At 72.8% G+C, this 19,820-nt stretch carries 18 protein-coding genes and 1 riboswitch; of the genes, 5 read left to right on the plus strand and 13 right to left on the minus strand.

Annotation, left to right across the window (positions count from 1 at the left end; translation table 11 throughout):
• Nucleotides 1–3 precede the first annotated feature (3 nt).
• Both N542_RS0103020 and N542_RS26995 read left to right on the plus strand, forming a co-directional pair.
• Nucleotides 4–1,806 (plus strand): AfsR/SARP family transcriptional regulator, encoded by a 1,803-nt coding sequence (locus N542_RS0103020; protein ID WP_028642672.1) that lies wholly within the window; start codon nt 4–6, stop codon nt 1,804–1,806.
• Nucleotides 1,803–3,203, plus strand: coding sequence for a methyltransferase domain-containing protein (locus N542_RS26995; RefSeq protein WP_081794992.1), 1,401 nt, complete (start codon nt 1,803–1,805; stop codon nt 3,201–3,203). The genes N542_RS0103020 and N542_RS26995 overlap by 4 nt, the downstream gene beginning before the upstream one ends.
• A 3-nt stretch (nt 3,204–3,206) precedes the next feature.
• Here N542_RS26995 and N542_RS0103035 read toward each other — a convergent pair whose 3' ends face one another.
• Genes N542_RS0103035 through N542_RS0103055 form a run of 5 tightly spaced genes read right to left on the minus strand, consistent with a single transcriptional unit; the run spans nt 3,207 to nt 7,344 of the window.
• Nucleotides 3,207–3,446, minus strand: a complete 240-nt coding sequence (locus N542_RS0103035) for an SCO4848 family membrane protein (protein ID WP_028642673.1) — start codon at nt 3,444–3,446, stop codon at nt 3,207–3,209.
• Nucleotides 3,443–4,495, minus strand: a complete 1,053-nt coding sequence (locus N542_RS23115; RefSeq protein ID WP_051551334.1) for a YihY/virulence factor BrkB family protein — start codon at nt 4,493–4,495, stop codon at nt 3,443–3,445. Before N542_RS23115 ends, N542_RS0103035 begins: the two co-directional genes overlap by 4 nt.
• Nucleotide 4,496: 1 nt before the next feature.
• Nucleotides 4,497–5,018 carry a 2'-5' RNA ligase family protein gene (locus N542_RS0103045; protein ID WP_028642674.1) on the minus strand — a complete coding sequence of 174 codons (522 nt, stop codon included), beginning with the start codon at nt 5,016–5,018 and terminating at the stop codon, nt 4,497–4,499.
• 10 nt (nt 5,019–5,028) lie between these two features.
• A complete protein-coding gene (gene trpS / locus N542_RS0103050; protein WP_028642675.1) occupies nt 5,029–6,087 on the minus strand; it encodes a tryptophan--tRNA ligase in 1,059 nt (352 codons plus the stop codon).
• Nucleotides 6,088–6,132: 45 nt separating this feature from the next.
• Nucleotides 6,133–7,344, minus strand: coding sequence for an MFS transporter (locus tag N542_RS0103055; protein ID WP_028642676.1), 1,212 nt, complete (start codon nt 7,342–7,344; stop codon nt 6,133–6,135).
• Nucleotides 7,345–7,513: 169 nt separating this feature from the next.
• Between N542_RS0103055 and N542_RS0103060 the strand changes: the two genes are divergently transcribed.
• Nucleotides 7,514–9,139 (plus strand): methyl-accepting chemotaxis protein, encoded by a 1,626-nt coding sequence (locus N542_RS0103060; protein WP_028642677.1) that lies wholly within the window; start codon nt 7,514–7,516, stop codon nt 9,137–9,139.
• Between the two features lie 17 nt (nt 9,140–9,156).
• Here N542_RS0103060 and N542_RS0103065 read toward each other — a convergent pair whose 3' ends face one another.
• Nucleotides 9,157–9,663 carry a hypothetical protein gene (locus N542_RS0103065; protein ID WP_028642678.1) on the minus strand — a complete coding sequence of 169 codons (507 nt, stop codon included), beginning with the start codon at nt 9,661–9,663 and terminating at the stop codon, nt 9,157–9,159.
• Nucleotides 9,656–11,848: an NADP-dependent isocitrate dehydrogenase gene (locus tag N542_RS0103070; protein ID WP_028642679.1), complete on the minus strand. Its 2,193-nt coding sequence runs from the start codon at nt 11,846–11,848 to the stop codon at nt 9,656–9,658. The genes N542_RS0103065 and N542_RS0103070 overlap by 8 nt, the downstream gene beginning before the upstream one ends.
• 175 nt (nt 11,849–12,023) lie before the next feature.
• Between N542_RS0103070 and N542_RS23120 the strand changes: the two genes are divergently transcribed.
• Entirely contained in the window at nt 12,024–13,091 is a 1,068-nt protein-coding gene (locus N542_RS23120; protein WP_081794993.1) for an MIP/aquaporin family protein, read from the plus strand.
• A gap of 6 nt (nt 13,092–13,097) precedes the next feature.
• On the opposite strand, the gene N542_RS0103080 is transcribed toward N542_RS23120, so the two are convergent.
• Nucleotides 13,098–13,784: a hypothetical protein gene (locus N542_RS0103080; protein ID WP_155992833.1), complete on the minus strand. Its 687-nt coding sequence runs from the start codon at nt 13,782–13,784 to the stop codon at nt 13,098–13,100.
• Between the two features lie 113 nt (nt 13,785–13,897).
• Here N542_RS0103080 and N542_RS0103085 point away from each other — a divergent pair, with 113 nt between their 5' ends.
• A complete protein-coding gene (locus tag N542_RS0103085; protein ID WP_028642681.1) occupies nt 13,898–14,884 on the plus strand; it encodes a malate dehydrogenase in 987 nt (328 codons plus the stop codon).
• A gap of 75 nt (nt 14,885–14,959) precedes the next feature.
• Here N542_RS0103085 and N542_RS0103090 read toward each other — a convergent pair whose 3' ends face one another.
• The 5 genes from N542_RS0103090 to N542_RS0103110 all read right to left on the minus strand — a co-directional run bounded on the left by N542_RS0103090 (nt 14,960) and on the right by N542_RS0103110 (nt 19,815).
• Complete coding sequence (locus N542_RS0103090; protein ID WP_051551335.1) at nt 14,960–15,304, minus strand: DUF3017 domain-containing protein; 345 nt, start codon at nt 15,302–15,304, stop codon at nt 14,960–14,962.
• Nucleotides 15,301–16,146, minus strand: coding sequence for a bifunctional methylenetetrahydrofolate dehydrogenase/methenyltetrahydrofolate cyclohydrolase (locus N542_RS0103095; RefSeq protein WP_028642683.1), 846 nt, complete (start codon nt 16,144–16,146; stop codon nt 15,301–15,303). Before N542_RS0103095 ends, N542_RS0103090 begins: the two co-directional genes overlap by 4 nt.
• 93 nt (nt 16,147–16,239) lie before the next feature.
• The gene (gene purH / locus N542_RS0103100) at nt 16,240–17,799 is read right to left on the minus strand and encodes a bifunctional phosphoribosylaminoimidazolecarboxamide formyltransferase/IMP cyclohydrolase (protein WP_028642684.1); all 1,560 of its coding nucleotides are present in this window, start codon (nt 17,797–17,799) and stop codon (nt 16,240–16,242) included.
• Between the two features lie 38 nt (nt 17,800–17,837).
• Nucleotides 17,838–17,915: riboswitch (ZMP/ZTP riboswitch) on the minus strand.
• Entirely contained in the window at nt 17,913–18,551 is a 639-nt protein-coding gene (gene purN, locus N542_RS0103105; protein WP_028642685.1) for a phosphoribosylglycinamide formyltransferase, read from the minus strand. It overlaps the preceding riboswitch by 3 nt.
• 10 nt (nt 18,552–18,561) lie before the next feature.
• Nucleotides 18,562–19,815 carry a cell division protein PerM gene (locus N542_RS0103110; protein ID WP_028642686.1) on the minus strand — a complete coding sequence of 418 codons (1,254 nt, stop codon included), beginning with the start codon at nt 19,813–19,815 and terminating at the stop codon, nt 18,562–18,564.
• Nucleotides 19,816–19,820 lie beyond the last annotated feature (5 nt).

Genomic DNA, 19,820 nt, shown 5'->3' on the forward strand with positions numbered 1-19,820 from the left:
GCCATGGCCAGCCAGGTCATGATCCACCTGCTGGGTGCGCCCAGGATCGAGGTCCCGGGCGGATCCGACGCGCACCTGCGTGGTCGGAAGTCCTGGGCCGTGCTCGCCTACCTGGCGCTCACCCGGCGACCGGCATCGCGCCAGCACCTGTCCGCCCTGCTGTTCCCGGACGCGGACGACCCGCTCGGCGCGCTGCGGTGGGCGCTGGCCGACCTGCGCCGGACCCTCGGCTCGGCGATCCGCCTCACCGGGGACCCCGTCGAGCTGCACCTGGCGGCCGGCACGACCGTGGACGCCGAGCTGGTGCTGACCGGCACCGGTGAGGGCTGGCGTACGGCGGTGCCCGGCGAGCTGCTGGAAGGCATCCACCTCGAGGGTTGCCCGAGCTTCGACACCTGGCTCGAGATCGAGCGTCGCCGGGTGGGCGCCGCGTGCGAGGCCGTGCTGCACGAGCAGGCACTGCGTCACCTCGGCTACGGCCGGCTCACCGAGGCCGTGTCCTCGGCGAGCCGGCTGGTCGAGCTGAACCCGCTCGAGGAGAACAACCAGGTCCTGCTGGTGCGCTGCCTGACCGCCGCGGGGCAGACCGACACGGCCCGCGAGCAGGTCGAGCGCTGCACCCGCCTCTTCCACCGCGAGCTGGACGTCGTGCCGTCCGCCGCGCTCGAGACGGCCCTCCGGGCCGGTCGCGGCTCCACCCACACCGGGGCGTCGCGGGGCCGGGAGGCAGCGCTCGCCCAGCTGGAGGCCGGGCAGGCCGCTGTCAACGCCGGGGCCGTCGACGCCGGCCTGGAGTGCCTGCGTCGGGCGGTCGGCGACGCCGCGGCAGCAGGTGAGGACGAGATCCGCGTGCGCGCCCTGATCGCGCTCGGGAGCGCGCTCGTACACGGCGTTCGCGGCCGCGACGAGGAGGGTGCGGCCGTCCTGCACGAGGCCCTCGCCCGCGCGGAGGACGCCGGGGAGCGTCGCGCGGCAGCGCGGATCACCCGGGAGCTCGCCTTCGTCGACGTCCAGGCGGGACGACGCCACCGGGCCGACACCTGGTTGGACCGGGCCGTCTCGCTCACGGATGACGAGGCCGAGCTGGCGGCGGTGCTGGGGATCCGCGGCATGAACCTGTCCGACAGCGCTCGCTACGCCGAGGCGCTGACGGCACTCGACGAGAGCGTCGGTCGAGCGCACTCCAGCGGCGCACCGCGGCAGGCGGCCTGGTCCTCCTCCCTGGTCGGTCGGGTCCACCTGCTGCGCGGCGACTCAGCCGCAGCCGCAGAGGCGCTCGACCACTCGCTGGAGATCGTCCGCGCCGAGTCCTGGGTCGCCTTCGCTCCGTGGCCCGAGTCGCTGCGGGCCGAGGTCGACCGGACCGAGGGCCGACCGGGACCGGCCCACAGCCGGCTGGAGCACGCCTTCGCACTCGCGTGCCAGCTCGGCGACCCCTGCTGGGAGGGCATCGCCGCCCGCGGGGTGGGGCTCCTCGAGGCGGACGGTCACGACCTGCCCGCGGCCCTGAGGTGGCTGGAGGACGCCGGCCTGAGGTGCGGCCGGTGGCCCGACGCCTACCAGTGGATCCGGGGCCATGTCCTCGACGCGACGTGCACCGTGGCCATCGCCTGCGGGCACCCGCGTGCGTCGACGTGGGTGGAGGAGCTGTCGGCCCTGGCGGCCCGCGGAGAGATGGCGGAGCTCGTCGCCCGCTCCCACGTGCACCGGGCCCACCTGGGCCGGCCAGGGGCCGTCGAGGCCGCCGTGGACTCCGCGGCCGGGCTGGACAACCCGCTGGTGGCCGAGATGGTGTCAGCGCTGTGACCGGCTGGGAGGAGGTCGACGAGGGCTGGGGACGCCAGGCGGTGCGGTTCGCCACCCTGAGCGAGCCGGCCAACTGCCGGGAGTACGTCGCGCTGCACCACGCCCTCGAGCTGCGTGCGGGCGACCGGCTGCTCGACGTCGCCTGTGGTGCCGGGCTCGCGCTGGAGCTCGGTGCGCTGCGCGGCGCGCGTCCCGCCGGCATCGACGCGTCCCGGCGCCTGGTCGCCGTCGCCCGCGACCGGCTGCCCGACGCCGACGTCCGGGTCGGCGACATGCACGCCCTGCCCTGGGCCGACGCCGACTTCGACGTCGTGACCAGCTTCCGAGGCATCTGGGGCACCACCCCCGACGCGCTCGCCGAGGTCCACCGGGTGCTCGCGCCCGGTGGCCGGATCGGCCTCACCGTCTGGGGACACATCAAGGCGTCACCCGGCGCGTGGGCTCTCGCGCCCTTCCGGCTCGCCAGCACGGGGAGCGTCGCCCACCAGGCGGCCATGGTCTCGCTCGGTCGGCCCGGTGCGGGCGAGGAGCTGCTCACCAGCCACGGCTTCGTGGACGTCCGGCGCGTCCAGGTGCCCTGCGCCTGGGAGTTCGCCGACCCGGACGCCTACGCCCTGGCCCTGGCCAGCACCGGTCCGGCGTACGAGGCCATCCAGGTCGTCGGCGAGGAGGCCTTCCTGGCCCACGCCCGCACCATCGCCGAGGAGCGCGTCCGCGAGGGCCTGCCGCTTCGGGCGGAGATCGACGTCGTCGGCTACGTCGCCCGCCGGCCCGTCGAGCGGCCGGCCGACGGGTCCACGAGCTTCCTGGGCCCGGCACCGGTGACCGAGGCCGTCGAGGAGCTGTACGCCGACGACCGGGACGAGCTCGGCTACGTCATGAACGCCTCGCGGGCCTGGGCGCACCTGCCCGAGGTGGTGGACCAGCTCTTCGGGGCGCTCGGCACGGCCGGCACGGCCGCGCGACTCACGCCCCGGCAGCGCGGGATCCTCGTCGCCGCCACGGCCGCCGCGCGCGGTGACGCCTACTGCGCCCTCGCGTGGGGCGGCAAGCTCGCCTCCGCAGCCGGTGACGAGGTCGCCGCGGCCGTCCTGACGGGCACGGACGCCGGCCTGAGCGACGTCGAGCGCGCCCTCGCGACCTGGGCCCGCCAGGTCGTCCGCGACCCCAACGGCACGACCGCCACCGACGTCGACCGGCTGCGGGCCGCTGGCTACTCCGACGCCGAGATCGTGGCGATCACCGCGTTCGTGGGGCTCCGGCTGGCGTTCTCCAGCATCAACGACGCGCTCGGACTGCTGCCCGACCAGCAGCTGGCCGCGGACGGACCGCCCGCCGTGGTGGAGTCGGTCAGCTTCGGCCGTTCGCCCGCCCCGGACCGCAGCGGGGACGCCTGAGGGTCAGTCCCGGCCGACGGGGCGCTTCGGGGAGCGCAGGACCCTCAGGCCGAGCAGGCCGAGCACCACGCCGATCGCGAGGTCGACGACGATGAGCACGGAGTGGGCGACGTAGTAGCCGCCGGGGCGGTCCTCACCGGAGGCGTGCGAGGCAGCGAGGTTCTTGATGAACGTGCCCCAGACGACGAAGTTCCAGACGGCGATGCCCACCAGGAGCCAACCGTGCTTGCGTTCGAGCCTCATGCGTCCCTCCCGGACGTACGGGTGAGCCGGCGGGTCAGGGCGACCAGGCCGAGCATCGTGGCGGCGCCGGCCGCGTAGGTCGCCGCCCAGGGGTACTCCAGCTCACTCCCCCGCTGGCGCAGCGGCGGGGACGGCGGCCCCTCGACGGGCGCCGGCGTGGGAGCGGGTCGTGCGGCCCGGGCCGCGGCCGAGGTGTGCGCCCACGCGGCGGCGTACAGGACGACCCGCGAGAAGTAGTTGATCCAGATGATCAGGATCAGGGCGATCCCGAAGGCCTGGAAGGCCGGCTGGTCCTTGGTCGAGGCCAGCAGCAGGCCGGAGAGCCGCTTGAGCACCTCGAACGCGAGCGCACCCAGCAGCGCACCGGACCACAGCGAGCGGGTGGGTGTCGCGGGCTCCGCGAGCAGCTTGAAGAGCACGACGAAGAGCAGCATGCTCGCGAGGATCCCGAGGGCAACGGTGAGCACCTGGAGCAGCGGCGAGAGCTCGGTGCCCAGCCCGACGAGGTCGAGGAGCTTGGTGGAGTACCTGCTGACCAGGCTCGACACACCCACCGAGACGATCAGGACGACGCCGATCAGGACCATGGTGAGCAGGTCGCGCAGCTTGCCGAAGACGAAGTTGGGCTGGTCCTTCTTCGGCACCTCGAAGACGATCTCGAGCGCCGCGCGCATGCCCGACAGCCAGCCCAGCCCGGCGTACAGGACGGCGGCGAGGCTGACCAGCGCGACCACGCCGATGGTCGTCTGCGCACCCTGGAAGTCGTCGAGCGAGATCTGGTCGTCGCCCGGCCCGATCATGTTCGGCAGCAGCTGGTTGATCGCCGTCGTCAGGTTGCTCTCGGCCCGCGGGTAGATCACAGCGATCCACCCGACGACCAAGAAGGACAGCGCGAGGATCGGGAAGAAGGACAGGAACGCGAAGTACGTCACCGCGCCGGCCTGCTGGCCGGCGTTCACCCCGCCGTAGTGCTCCTGCATGCGCACCACGTGGTCGACCAGCGGCCGGCGCTTGCGGAGGTCGGCGACCCGTTCCTTGATCGACGGCATCTCAGCCGGCTGTGCCCTGGAGCGCGAAGGTGCGCGTGGGCTGCCAGCCGGCGTCGGCGTCGTGCACGTAGAGGTGGAAGTCGGTGACCTCGAACTCGCACTCGAAGTCGGCGAGCTCGGCGAACGCCCGGTCGAGGAGCGGGTCCTCGAGGTGGTGCGCGACGGTGACGTGCGGGTGGTACGGGTACTGGAGCTCCAGGTCGAGGGGGCCACGGCGTACGGCGCCGGCGAGCTGCTCGCACTGGGAGATGCCCTCGACGAGGGTCACGAAGACGACGGGTGACACGGGCCGGAAGGTACCCGTCCCGCGCAGATGTACGCAGTAGCCCGGGATCTCGGCCGCCACCTCCTCGAGGTGCTTCTCCACGTCGGCGACGAGCAGGTCGTCGATCTCGGTGGGCGGCACCAGCGTGATGTGGGTGGGGATCATCGTCGCCGTGGCGTCTCCCACGGCGGTCCGGTAGTCCTGCAGCTCGCTCGCCCAGGGCTCCGGGATCGCGACCGCCACTCCAATCGTCGGCACTCTGAGGACCCTACTGTCCCGCCGCGACGAAGCCGACCCGCTGGTAGACGTCGTGCAGCGTGGCGCGGGCGACCTCACCGGCCTGCTCGGCGCCCCGGCGCAGCACCTCGGAGAGGTGGGTCTGGTCGTCGAGCAGCTCGAGCGTCCGCTCCCGGAAGGGGGTCACGAAGTCGACGACGACCTCGGCCAGGTCCTTCTTGAGGTCGCCGTAGCCGCGGCCGGCGTAGTCGGCCTCGAGGTCGGCGACCGGGCGGCCGGTGAGGGCCGAGTAGATCGTGAGCAGGTTGCTGACGCCGGGCTTGTGCTCGGTGTCGAAGCGGACCTCGGCCTCGGAGTCGGTCACCGCGGAGCGGATCTTCTTGGCCGAGACCCGGGGGTCGTCGAGCATCTCGATGATCCCCGACGGCGAGGACGCCGACTTCGACATCTTCGAGGTCGGGTCCTGCAGGTCGGTGATCTTGGCGGTCGCCTTGAGGATGTAGGGCTCCGGGAGCCGGAACGTCTTCTTGTAGCGGCTGTTGAAGCGCTGGGCGAGGTCGCGGGTCAGCTCGAGGTGCTGGCGCTGGTCCTCGCCGACCGGGACGTAGTGCGGCCGGTAGAGCAGGATGTCGGCCGCCTGGAGGATCGGGTAGGTGAAGAGCCCGACGCTCGCCGCCCCCTCGCCGCCCTTGGCCGACTTGTCCTTGAACTGCGTCATCCGGCGGGCCTCGCCGAACCCGGTCAGGCACTGCAGCACCCACCCGAGCTGGGCGTGCTCGGGCACCTGGGACTGCACGAAGATCGCCGCGCGGTCCGGGTCGACGCCCATCGCCAGCAGCTGCGCCGCGGCCCGGAGGGTGCGCTCGCGGAGCACCTTCGGGTCCTGCTCGACCGTGATCGCGTGCAGGTCGGCGATGAAGAAGAACGGCTGGTACTCGTCCTGCAGGTCCACCCACTGCCGCAGGGCGCCGAGGTAGTTGCCGAAGTGGAAGGAGTCGGCGGTCGGCTGGATGCCGGAGAGCACCCGCGGACGGGAGCCGCCGGTCCCGGCCGTCGCCGGCGAGACCTCGGGCTCGGTCGTGGTGGACATGGCGACCATTCTCGCCGATCGACCGGGCCTCGAGCGCGCGGGGGGCTACCGGTCGGTCTCGCCCCGGTCCGTCGCCGCCGACCACAGCAGGACGGCGATGCCGGCGACCGAGAGGGCGGCGCCGACCAGGGCGGGGGCCCGGTAGCCGTAGCCGGCCGCGATCACCAGGCCGCCGAGCCAGGCGCCGAGGGCGTTCGCGACGTTCAGCGAGGCGTGGTTCATCGCCGCACCGAGGGTCTGCGCGTCGCCCGAGACGGTCATCAGCCGCAGCTGCAGGTTCACCACGAGCACCGAGCCGATCGCGGTGACCAGGAAGATCGCCGGCGCCAGCCACCAGCCGTACGGCGCGAGCGCCCACACCAGGAGCATGACCATCCCGGAGCCGATGCCCGACCAGATCAGGGTCGTGAAGACCGACCAGTCGGCGAGCCGGCCGGCGAGCCAGGTGCCGGCCACCATGCCGATGCCGAACGCCGCCGTGAAGACGGGGACCGCCGAGTCGGGCAGGCCGCCGACCTCGGTCACCGTCGGGGCGATGTAGGAGTAGACCGCGAAGAGCCCGCCGAAGCCGACCGCCCCCGCGAGCAGCGTGAGCATGGCCTGGCCGTTGCGGAAGAACAGCATCTCGCGTCGCCCGGTCGCCGCGGGGTTGCCCGGCACCGAGGGCACGAAGAGCAGGATCAGGCCGACCGTGAGCACCGAGATCGCGGCCGTGGCGAGGTACGCCGAGCGCCAGCCGAGCAGCTGGCCCATCCAGGTCGCCGCGGGCACGCCCACGACGTTGGCGATCGACAGGCCGAGCATCACCGAGGCGACCGCGCGACCGCGGTGCTCCGGCGCGGCCAGGCCGGCGGCCACCAGCGAGGCGACGCCGAAGTAGGCACCGTGGGGCAGACCGTCGAGGAACCTCGCGACCATCAGCATCCCGTAGCTCGACGCGGCGGCGCTGAGCACGTTGAAGACGGCGTACGTCGCCATCAGGCCCGCGAGCAGGCCGCGCCGGGGCAGCCTGGCCCCGAAGATCGCGATGATGGGCGCGCCGACGACCACGCCGAGGGCGTACGCCGAGATGAAGTGGCCCGCGGTCGGGATCGACACGCCGACCCCGTCGGCGATCTGCGGGAGCAGGCCCATCGTCACGAACTCCGTCGTGCCGATGGCGAACCCGCCCAGCGCGAGCGCGAGGACCGCCCAGCGGTAGTGCCCGGCAGGCACCGACCCAGCGCTGGCGTCGGTCACGGAGGCGGTCGTCGTCACGGTCGGGGCCCTTCCGGGGGTCGTCGGGTCGAGGTCACGGCTGACGGCGTACGCAGCGCTCCCAGTCTGCAACCCGCGGACGGGCCCGACCTATTCCGCGCCTCAGGTCGGGCGGGGCGCGGCCGATCGAACGGATGACCACTCTGTCGAACCCCCGAGGCACCTCACCATGCGCACGTTGCTGCACCACCTGTCCATCGGCCGCCGGCTCACCCTGGCCTTCGGCATCCTCTGCGTCCTGCTCGTCGTCGTGACCGCCACCGGCGTGCACGCCGCGCAGCAGCAGGTCGACCTGCGCGCGGACCAGCAGCGCCTCGCGTCGATGCGCGACGACGTCAAGGAGCTGCGCTACCTCGACGCCGACGTCAGCGGCTGGCAGGGCTTCATCTTCGCCGAGGCCACGATGACCGGGGCCGCCTCGGCCGTGAAGCCGGACGCGGACAACATGTCGGGCCTGGTCGCGGACCGGGACGTCGTCGAGACGCTGCTCGCCGACTTCGACGAGGGGGCGCTCAGCGCGCGTGAGCGCACGCAGTTCGAGACGATCACCCAGCAGTGGACCGACTTCTTCGCCGCCTCGGACGCCTGGGCCGAGCAGCTCGGGGCCGTGCGGACCGACGCCGAGATGCAGGCCGCGTTCACGGTCCTCAACTCCGGCGACCTGGCCACCACCTGGTCGGACCTCCTCGAGAGCACCCAGGCGCTCGTGACCTCGGTCGACACGCGGACCGCCGCCCTGGACCGGCACGCCGACGACGTGGCCGCGGCCGCCAAGCGCCTGATCGTGGTCGTCGCGGGCCTGGCGCTGCTGCTGGCCCTCACCATGTGCCTGGTCGTCACCCGCTCGGTCGTGCGCCCGGTACGCCGCTTCGTCACCGCGATCGACCGGGTGGCCGAGGGCGACCTCACCGCGTCGCCGGAGATCCGGCAGCGCGACGAGATCGGCCAGCTGGCCACGGCGTTCGACACCACGATGGGCTCGCTGCGCCAGATCGTCACGACGATGGCGGAGTCCGCCACGACCGTGGCGACCGCCGCCGAGGAGATCGCCGCGACCTCCGACTCCATCTCCGCCTCCGCCGTCGAGACCTCGGCCGAGGCCCAGCTGGTCAGCGCCGCCGCCGAGGCGGTCTCGCAGAACGTGCAGACCGTGGCCGCCGGCTCGGAGCAGATGGGCGCCTCGATCCAGGAGATCGCCCGCAGCGCCCACGACGCGGCCGGGGTGGCCGCCGAGGCCGTGCAGACGGCCGACGAGACGGGCGTGACGGTCGGCAAGCTCGGCGTCTCGTCGCAGGAGATCGGCAACGTGGTCGAGGTGATCACCTCGATCGCCGAGCAGACCAACCTGCTCGCGCTGAACGCGACCATCGAGGCCGCTCGGGCCGGTGAGGCCGGCAAGGGCTTCGCGGTCGTGGCCAACGAGGTCAAGGAGCTCGCGCAGGAGACCGCCCGGGCCACCGAGGAGATCACCCAGCGCGTCGGCGCGATCCAGGCCGACGCTGCCGGGGCGGCCGACGCGATCAACCAGATCGGCACGGTCGTCGCGCGGATCAGCGACTCGCAGACCACCATCGCCGCCGCGGTCGAGGAGCAGACCCTGACCACCCAGGAGATGAACCGCAACGTCGCCGACGCCGCCACCGGCTCCGGCGAGATCGCCCAGACGGTCGGCCGGGTGGCCGACGCGTCCCAGGTGACCACCGAGGGCGTGCAGCAGCTGCACGGCGCGGTCGGCGACCTGTCGCGGATGTCGGTCCGGCTGCAGGAGCTGGTGGCGACGTTCCGCTACCAGTAGGAGGCTGGGCCCCCACCTCACCCGACGCGGGTCACCTCGGACTGCACGACCGCGACCTCGTCGTCGGAGGGCAGGCAGGTCTCGCCGGCGAACGCGGTCGGCGAGCTGAGGACGCCGGTGGCACGCACACCCTCCCCGTCGCGGGCGACCAGGTGGTCGGCACCGTCGTACAGGCTCACCTTGCCGGTGCTGTCGAGGCGGGCCCGGAAGCCGGCCGGCCAGACCGGCCACACCTCGCCGTCCGGGCCGTCGAGGTAGACGCAGCGGCGCGAGTCGACCGCCAGGGTCCCCTGGATCGGCGTGCTGCCGCTGGGCTGGCCGGCGATCCAGGAGTTGGTCGGCACCTTGATCGCCGTGGCGGCGGTCTCGGAGCCCTCCGAGACCAGCGAGACGACACCGAAGGCGGCCGCCGCGATCAGGACCGGGACCACCACCGCCAGGATCATCCCGCGTCGACCGAGGGCCGGCTTCTGGTCCCAGTGGGCGAAGCCGGCCTCGGTCTCGGGTGCGTCGTGCTCAGGCAAGGGACGCCAGTGCCGCGTTGAGGGTGGCCGACGGACGCATCACGGCCTCCACCTTGGTGTCGTCGGGACGGTAGTAGCCGCCGATGTCGGCCGGGTGGCCCTGCACGGCGCCCAGCTCGTCGACGATCGTCTGCTCCTCGGCGGCGAGCCGCTCCGCGAGCGGCGCGAACGCGGCCGCCAGCTCGGCGTCCTCGCTCTGCGCCGCCAGCTCCTGGGCCCAGTAGAGCGCCAGGTAGAAGTGCGAGCCGCGGTTGTCGATGCCGCCGACGCGACGGGTCGGCGACTTGTCCTCGTTGAGGAACGTGCCGGTCGCCCGGTCGAGGGCGTCGGCGAGCACCTTGGCCCCCGGGGTGCCGGCCTGCTCGGCGTACAGCTCCAGCGAGGGCACCAGGGCGAAGAACTCACCCAGGCTGTCCCAGCGCAGGTAGTTCTCCTTCACCAGCTGCTGGACGTGCTTGGGGGCCGAGCCACCGGCGCCGGTCTCGAACAGGCCACCGCCGTTCATCAGCGGGACGACGGAGAGCATCTTGGCCGACGTACCGAGCTCGAGGATCGGGAAGAGGTCGGTGTTGTAGTCGCGCAGCACGTTGCCGGTGACCGAGATCGTGTCCTCGCCGCGGCGGGCGCGCTCCAGGGAGTACGTCGTCGCCTCGGCCGGCGTCATGACCTCGATCGTGAGGCCCTCGGTGTCGTGCTCGGGGAGGTACTCGTTGATCTTGGCGATCAGGTTGGCGTCGTGGGCGCGGGCCTCGTCGAGCCAGAAGACGGCGGGCGAGCCGGACGCGCGAGCGCGGGTGACGGCCAGCTTGACCCAGTCGCGGATCGGGGCGTCCTTGGTCTGGCAGGCGCGCCAGATGTCGCCGGGCTCGACGTGGTGCTCGGTCAGCACGTCACCGGCGCTGTTGACGACCTGGATCCTGCCGGCCGCGGGTGCCTCGAAGGTCTTGTCGTGGGAGCCGTACTCCTCGGCCGCCTGGGCCATCAGGCCGACGTTGGGCACGGAGCCCATCGTCGCCGGGTCGAGCGCGCCGTGGGTGCGGCAGTCGTCGATGGTGGCCTGGTAGATGCCGGCGTAGCTGGAGTCCGGGATCACCGCGAGGGTGTCGGCCTCGGCGCCGTCGGGGCCCCACATGTGGCCGCCGCCGCGGATCATCGCCGGCATCGAGGCGTCGATGATGACGTCGGAGGGCACGTGCAGGTTGGTGATGCCCTTGTCGGAGTCGACCATCGCCATCGCCGGGCCGTCGGCCAGGCCGGCCGCGACGGCCGCCTTGATGGCGTCGCCCTCGGGCAGCGACGCGACCGCGCCGAGGAGGCCGCCGAGCCCGTCGTTCGGGGAGATGCCGGCCGCGGCCAGCTGCTCGCCGTACTGCTCGAAGAGGGTGGGGAAGAACGCCTGCACGACGTGGCCGAAGATGATCGGGTCGGAGACCTTCATCATCGTGGCCTTGAGGTGCACGGAGAAGAGCACGTCGTCTGCCTTGGCGCGGGCGATCTGCTCGGTGAGGAAGCGCCGCAGGGCGGCGACGTTCATGAAGGTCGCGTCGACGACCTCGCCGGCGAGCACCTTCAGGCCGTCCTTGAGCACCGTCTCGGTGCCGTCGACGCCGATGTGCTTGATGGTCAGGGTGTCGTCGCCGGGCAGGACGACCGACAGCTCGTTGGAGAAGAAGTCGTCCTTGCCCATCGTCGCGACGTTGGTCTTGGAGTCGCTGCTCCACGCACCCATGCGGTGCGGGTGGGACTTCGCGTAGTTCTTGACCGACAGCGGCGCGCGCCGGTCGGAGTTGCCCTCGCGCAGCACCGGGTTGACCGCGGAGCCCTTGACCTTGTCGTACTTCGCGACGACGGCCTTCTCCTCGGCGGTCTGGGCGTTCTCCGGGTAGTCGGGGAGGTCGTAGCCCTGCTCCTGCAGCTCCGTGATCGCGGCCTTGAGCTGCGGGATGGAGGCGGAGACGTTGGGCAGCTTGATGATGTTGGCCTCGGGCGTCTTGGCCAGCGCGCCGAGCTCGGCGAGGGCGTCGTCGACGATCCCGAACTGCGCCAGGATCCGCCCGGAGAGCGAGATGTCGCGCGTCTCGATGTCCACGCCGGCCTTGCCGGCGTAGGCCTGCACGATCGGGAGGAAGGAGTACGTCGCCAGCAGGGGCGCCTCGTCCGTGTGCGTGTAGATGATCTTGGCCATGCTCGAAGACTCCTGAGGCTGGGCTGCGGACTGGATTCCTTGACGTCAAGATACCTGACGATGGCGTCCCACCCACCCTCGCACCCGCTCCGGGTCCGGGCAACGGCGGTGCTCGGGGCATAGAGTGCTGCCCCGAGGCGTCCGCGGGGGATGCCGGCGCGACGGGAGCACACGCATGGCCGACTCCACCCTCCAGCAGAAGCTCACCGCCGAGGTGCTCGGGACGTTCGTCCTGGTGCTCTTCGGCTGTGGCTCGGTCGTCTACGCCGGTCAGGCCGGCGCCGCGAGCATCGGCACCATCGGGCTCACCTTCGGCATCGCGGTGATGGTGATGGTCTACGCGTTCGGACGCGTGTCCGGCGCGCACTTCAACCCGGCGGTCTCGGTCGGTGCGGCGGTCGGCGGCCGGATGCCGTGGCGCGAGGTCGGGCTGTACGTCGTCGCGCAGGTGGTCGGCGCCGTGGTCGGCGCGCTGGCGCTCTTCGTGCTGATGCAGGGCTTCGACGACTTCACCGCCAAGGGCAACATGGGTCAGAACGCCTTCGGCGACGCCGGCAGCGGCTACGCCTGGTGGGCGGCCTTCCTCCTCGAGCTGGTGATGACCGCCGTCTTCGTCACCGTGATCCTCGCCGTCACCGACGAGCGCAACGAGCACCCCGCCCTGGCCCCGCTGGCGATCGGCTTCACCCTCGCCGCGATCCACTTCGTGGCGATCCCTGCCACCGGCACGTCGGTCAACCCGGCCCGCTCCATCGGCCCCGCGCTCTTCGCCGGCACCGACGCGATCGCCCAGCTCTGGCTCTTCATCCTGGCCCCGTTGGTCGGTGCCGCCCTGGCCGGCCTCGTCTACCCGCTGCTCTTCGGCCGGGTCGGCGACGCCGTCCCCGGCTCCGGCATCTCCTTCAGCCGCCCGCGCACGGCCGCCCAGGTCCCCGGCTACGCCGCACCGGACCAGTACCAGCAGCAGTGGAACCAGGAGACGACGCCGGCCGCCGCGGCGGCGCCGATCGTCCAGGACGGCTGGCAGTGGGACCCCGCCGGCCAGCAGTGGCACCCGGTCGGCTCCACCCCCGAGCAGTGGCAGGCCCAGCAGGCGGCCGAGCAGGCGGCGGCCCAGCCGGTCGCGGCCCACGACGACGTGACGCTGACCGAGCCGATCGCCACCCAGCCCCCGGCCGAGGACCGGCCGATCTGGGAGGGCCACGACGGCGACAGCGGCACCCAGGTCCGGCCGCCGAGCTAGGTCCAGCTAGGGCGGGTCCTCGCCGGTCTCCATCAGTCGGACGACGCGGCCGAAGCTGTCCGCCTTCACCAGCCCGACCCCGCGCGCCCAGGACAGCTCGCGCGAGCCGCCCGGCTCCAGCTCGGAGGTCTCGCGGGTGACGAGCAGGTCGTCGTACGAGCCGGCCGGGACGGTGGCCGTGCCGTCGAGGGCGATGACGGTGGCGAGGTCCTCCACGACGCCGGAGCGGTACGCCGTCCGGTAGCCGTCGCCGACGCGCGGCTGGTCCGGCATCGCGAGGCCGGCCTCGGCCCCGTCGCTGCCGGCCTGCCACTCCCCCGCGCGACCGAACCACCACACGTTGCCGGCCGTGTCCTGGGCGAACCAGTCGGTCGTCCTCCGGCCCTGCTCGGTGCTGACCCGCGCGGTGGTCTCGACGCCGGCGACCTCGGGCCCGCCCGCCACCGAGACCGTGATCGGGTGCTCGCCGTCGACGTCCACGACCTGGTAGGTCCAGGTCCGTCCCGGCCGCAGCGGGAGCCAGGGGTTGTCGACCCCCGCGACGAAGTCGTCGGGGTCCGGCGACGGCGTCGGTACGACGAGCTCGTCGACGCCCGCCGGAGGGCTCGAGACGCCGGCGCTCCCGCAGCCGCCGAGCGCCAGCGGCAGCACGACCAGCGCGGCGAGCGCGCGGTGTACCCCCCTCGAGTCCATGGCCGCCATGATCGCGTACCGGAGACCTCGTGCGAGCGGGACCCTCCGCCGCTGCTAGCGTCGGAAGCCGGAAATCCCACCATTCCTCACCATCGTGTGTTCAAGGAGTCGTCGTGAGCTCAGCCCCGTTGAAGGTCGCCGTCACCGGCGCCGCCGGTCAGATCGGTTACAGCCTCCTCTTCCGCCTCGCGAGCGGGTCGCTGCTGGGCGACCGGCCGATCGAGCTGCGGCTGCTGGAGATCACGCCGGCCCTGAAGGCGCTCGAGGGCGTCGTCATGGAGCTGGACGACTGCGCGTTCCCCAACCTCGCCGGGGTCGAGATCGGCGACGACGCCGAGAAGATCTTCGACGGCGTCAACCTCGCGCTGCTCGTCGGCGCCCGCCCGCGCGGCCCCGGCATGGAGCGCGGTGACCTGCTCTCCGCCAACGGCGCCATCTTCACCGCCCAGGGCAAGGCGCTCAACGCGGTCGCCGCCGACGACGTCCGCATCGGTGTCACCGGCAACCCGGCCAACACCAACGCGCTGATCGCGATGACCAACGCCCCCGACATCCCGCGCGAGCGGTTCTCGGCGCTGACCCGCCTCGACCACAACCGGGCGATCTCGCAGCTGGCCGCGAAGACCGGTGCCGCCGTGACCGACATCAAGAAGATGACGATCTGGGGCAACCACTCGGCCACGCAGTACCCCGACATCTTCCACGCCGAGGTCGGTGGCAGGAACGCCGCCGAGGTCGTGGGCGACCACGACTGGGTGGAGAGCACCTTCATCCCGACCGTCGCCAAGCGCGGCGCCGCGATCATCGAGGCCCGCGGCTCGTCCTCGGCCGCCTCGGCCGCCTCGGCGACCGTCGACGCCGCCCGCGACTGGCTGCTCGGCTCCCCCGCCGACGACTGGGTCTCGATGGCCGTCGTGTCCGACGGGTCGTACGGCGTCCCCGAGGGCCTGATCTCGTCCTTCCCGGTCACCACCAAGGACGGCGACTGGGAGATCGTCCAGGGCCTCGAGATCGACGACTTCTCCCGCGCCAGGATCGACGCCTCCACCGCGGAGCTCGCCGACGAGCGCGCGGCCGTCACGGAGCTCGGCCTCATCTGAGCCCCGTCGCCGCCGCGTGCATCCGAATCGGCGCCAGCTCTCGGTCCTCACCGCGAGCTGGCGCCGACTCGCATCTCAGCCCGGTTGGTCGGGGATCGAGCCGGCCAGGAAGATCAGGGCGACCCCGGTCGCGACCAGCAGGAAGCAGTCCCACCACCGGTTGCGGACGGCGAGCATGCCCGCGTCCTTCGCCGGCAGGGCTGCGCGGACCACGGCCGCGAAGAGCAGCGTCCCGCCGAACCAGCGGATCCCGAGCCGCCACGCCCCGGTCGTGACGACGACGATCGAGATCGCGACCACCACGACGACGAGGATGTAGAAGGCACCACCGAGCGTGGACGGGTAGCGCCGCACCTCCTCGTCGCCGACCGCCTCGGCCGACGTCGGCTCCTCCTCGTGGGGCGGCTCGAGGTCGCTCACGACACCTGGAGCTCGGCGGCCGAGACGATGTTGGACAGCAGCATCGCGCGGGTCATCGGACCGACCCCGCCCGGGTTGGGAGAGATCCAGCCCGCGGCGTCCCAGACGTCCTGCGCAACGTCGCCGGCGATCTTGCCGTCGACCCGCGAGACGCCCACGTCGAGCACCGCCGCGCCCGGCTTGACCATGTCGCCGGTGATGATGCCGGGCACGCCGGCCGCGGCGACGATCACGTCGGCGGTGCGGGTGTGCGCGGCCAGGTCACGGGTGCCGGTGTGGCACAGGGTGACCGTGGAGTTCTCGGAGCGACGCGTGAGCAGCAGGCCCAGCGGCCGGCCGACGGTGAGGCCACGGCCGACCACCACCACCTCGGCCCCGTTCAGCTCCACGCCATGACGGCGCAGCAGCTCGATGCAGCCGATCGGCGTGCAGGGCAGTGGTCCGGCCTCGCCGAGCACCAGCTTGCCCAGGTTGGTCGGGTGCAGGCCGTCGACGTCCTTGTCGGGGTCGACGCGCGAGAGCAGCCGGAACTCGTCGAGGCCGGTCGGCTGCTGCACCAGGAAGCCGGTGCAGCCGGGGTCGGCGTTCAGGCGGTCGATCTCCGCCTCGACCTCGGCCTGGCTCGCCGTCGCCGGCAGATCCACCCGGATCGACTCGATGCCGATCTCGGCGCAGTCCTTGTGCTTGGCGCCGACGTACCAGTGCGAGCCGGGGTCGTCGCCGACCAGGACGGTGCCCAGTCCGGGCACCACGCCCTTCTCGCGCAGCCTGGCCACCCGCTCGGTGAGCTCGACCTTGATCGCCCGGAGGGTCGCGGAGCCGTCCAGCTTCTGTGCAGTCACGGGGGACATCCTGTCTCGGTTGCTGTCTGCGTGCATCTCACCGGGTCTCGACACGCTGGACCACCGGTGGTCGGTCGGCTGCGCCGGCCCTGGTCAGTGGAAGAAGTGCCGGGTGCCGGTGAAGTACATCGTCACGCCGGCCGCGTTCGCCGCGTCGATGGTGAGCTGGTCGCGCATCGACCCGCCGGGCTGGACGATCGCGGTGACGCCGGCGTCGATGAGGATCTGCGGGCCGTCCTCGAACGGGAAGAACGCGTCCGACGCGGCGACCGAGCCGACCGAGCGCTCCCCCGCCCGCTCCACGGCGAGCTTGCAGGAGTCGACGCGGTTGACCTGGCCCATGCCGACGCCGACCGAGGCGCCGCCGTGGGCGAGCAGGATCGCGTTGGACTTCACCGAGCGGCACGCCTGCCAGGCGAAGGCCAGGTCGGCGAGGACCTCCGGCGAGGCCGCCTCGCCGGTCGCGAGGGTCCAGGTGGTCGGGTCGTCGCCGTCGGCGTCGACGTAGTCGCGCTGCTGCATGAGCAGCCCGCCCGAGATGGGCCGCATCTCGACCTCGCCGCGACCGAGCGGCTCGCAGACCAGCAGCCGGATGTTCTTCTTCGCGGCGAGGACCTCGACGGCGCCGTCCTCGTACGCCGGGGCCACGACGACCTCGGTGAAGACCTCGGCCACCTGGTGCGCCATCTCGACCGAGACCGGCACGTTGGTGGCGATCACGCCGCCGAACGCCGACACCGGGTCACACGCGTGCGCCTTGCGGTGGGCGTCGGCCACGTCGGCGCCGACCGCGATGCCGCACGGGTTGGCGTGCTTGATGATCGCGACGGCCGGCTCGTCGAAGGTGTACGCCGCGCGCCGGGCGGCGTCGGAGTCGAGGTAGTTGTTGTAGGACATCTCCTTGCCGTGCAGCTGCGTCGCCTGGGCGAGGCCGGTGCCGACGCCGTTGAGGTAGAGGGCGGCGCTCTGGTGCGGGTTCTCGCCGTACCGCAGCGTCGACTCCTTCTCCCACGTCCCGCCGACCCACGCGGGGAAGCCCTCGCCGTCGGAGGTGTCGGTCAGCACGCTGCCCATCCAGGACGCGACGGCCACGTCGTACGACGCCGTGTGCACGAACGCCTCCGCGGCCAGGCGCTTGCGCTGGTCGAGCGTGAAGCCGCCGTCCGCGAGGGCGGCGACCACGTCGGCGTAGCTGCCCGGCGAGGTGACGATCGCGACCGACGGGTGGTTCTTGGCGGCCGCGCGGACCATCGACGGGCCGCCGATGTCGATCTGCTCCACGCACTCGTCGGGCGTCGCGCCGGACTGCACGGTCTGGACGAACGGGTAGAGGTTCGACACGACGAGGTCGAACGGCTCGACGCCGAGCTCGGCCAACTGTGCCACGTGGGAGTCGAGGCGGCGATCGGCCAGGATGCCGGCGTGCACCCGCGGGTGCAGCGTCTTGACCCGGCCGTCGAGGCACTCGGGGAAGCCGGTGAGGTCCTCGACCTTGGTGACCGGGAGCCCGAGGCCGGCGATCAGGGCGGCCGACCCGCCGGTCGAGACCAGCTCGACGCCGGCGCCGTGGAGGGCCTGGACGAGGTCCTCGAGACCGGACTTGTCGTAGACGGAGACCAAGGCGCGCTTGATCGGGATGCGGTTGTCGGACACGGAGACTCCTGCGGGGTCGGGCGGCTCGGCCGGTGGTCTGGGAGCACCCAGGCGGTCGATGCTCCCGGCGTCACTCCCTGGTGGTCTCCCCACCTGCGCCAGTCGTGTGGGCGTCAGTCTAGGGGGTCCAGGCGGCCGATCCGGACGTGGCGCCCCTCGACCACGAAGCCCTCGCGGGCCATCGCGCCGATCGAGTCGACGAGCATCCCGCGCTCGGCGACCTTGATCCGCTCGTGCAGGGTCTCGACCGTGTCGTCCGGCGCCACCTCGACCGCGCGCTGGGCCACGATCGGGCCGGTGTCGACGCCGGGGTCGACCACGAAGAGGGTCGCGCCGGTGACCTTCACGCCGTACGCCAGGGCGTCCGCGGGTCCGTGCATCCCGGGGAAGGAGGGCGACAGCGCCGGGTGGGTGTTGACCACCTTGCCGCCGTAGAGCGCGAGGAAGGTGCTGCCGACGAGCTTCATGAAGCCCGCGAGCACGACGATGTCGGGGTCGTACGCCGCGACGGCGCCGGCCAGCGCGGCGTCCCACTCCTCCCGGGTCTCGAAGTCCGCGAGCCTGAGCGCGAAGGTCGGGATGCCGGCGCGCTGGGCGCGCGCGAGGCCCTCGATGCCCTCGCGGTCGGCGCCGACGGCGACCACCCGGGCGCCGTACGCCGGGTCCTCGCAGGCGTCGATCAGCGCCTGAAGGTTGGTGCCGGAGCCGGAGACGAGGACGACGACGGCAGCCGGTTCGGCGGGGTTCGACACGGCTCGGAGTCTAGGGGGCGGCGTGCCGGGCGGTGCGGCGCTGCCACCACGTCATGGCCAGCCCGCCGACCACGCCGCCGAGACCGAACGCCGTGACGGCGTGGACCATCACGTCCATCGCGCCCGGTCCGATGGCCGTCATCCGGCCCGGACCGGCGGCGCCGCCGGAGACGGCGGTGAGGATGCCGAGCAGCAGGCCGGCGGTCACGCCACCGACGCAGCCGCGCAGGGCGCCCTCCTCCCAGCGCACGGTCGGCGTACGCCGCTGTGCCCACGCCGCGGCGACCGCGGCGAGCAGCGGCGGCAGGACCAGGAGGTACGCCGTCCAGGCCGGCGTCGGGCCCTCGTCCGGCAGGGCGGCCAGGAGCGGGAACATCGGCACCGGTCCCAGCGAGACCAGCGCTGGCGAGACGATCGTGCCGGTGCCGACGAGGAAGCCGGGGCCGAGCAGGTAGCTGCCGGCGAAGATCCCGGCGTTGGGCACCAGCGTCGCCGAGAGCACGGTGTAGATCGTGGCGTCGCCGGCACCGGTGTGCAGGCGGGACATGACGTTGGCCGCCGTGCCGAGGTCGACCAGGAGCGCGACGAGGAAGACCGCGGTGGAGGCGACCAGGAACGCCGCGAGGATGCGCAGGCCACCGGCGAGCGCGGCGCGCAGCCACGGGGGCACGACGGTCGCCCAGATCGCCAGGCGACCGGAGCCGGTCGCGATCCCGGCCCACCCGAAGGACGCGGTCAGCAGGAAGGACCAGACGACCACGCGCGGCAGCGAGGGAGCGGTCTCCGGGGTCGATGCCAGGACCCCGGTGACCACGGCGACCACCAGGTAGCCCGCGGTGAAGAGCGAGGCCGCCGTCGGCACGGTCCAGTCGCGCTCACCGTCGGCGATCCGGTCGGCGTCGGGCCCGTGCCCCGAGATCGCGTCGCCGACCCGGTGCCCGATCCGCCACGCCGACCAGGCGCAGAGCGCCGAGATCCCGAGCGGGACGATCGTGATCGCGACGCCCTCGACCCGGATCCCGGAGCCGTGCCCGAGCAGCCAGCCCAGGGCTCCCACGCGGAGCCCGTCGCGCGGGGTGCCGTGGGCGCCGGCGTCGGCGAGGAACCAGCCGATCACCCCGACCGCGAGGCAGACCAGCAGGGTCGCACCGGCCGCGGCCACACCGCCCAGGAGGGCGACCGGCGCCAGTGGCGGACGGTTCCGGCGGTCGACACCGCCCCGGAGGGAGGCGGCCGAGGTCGGACCGGGGAGCAGCGAGGTCATGGTCG

The organism is Nocardioides sp. URHA0020, assembly GCF_000620705.1.
Taxonomy (GTDB): Bacteria; Actinomycetota; Actinomycetes; order Propionibacteriales; family Nocardioidaceae; genus Nocardioides.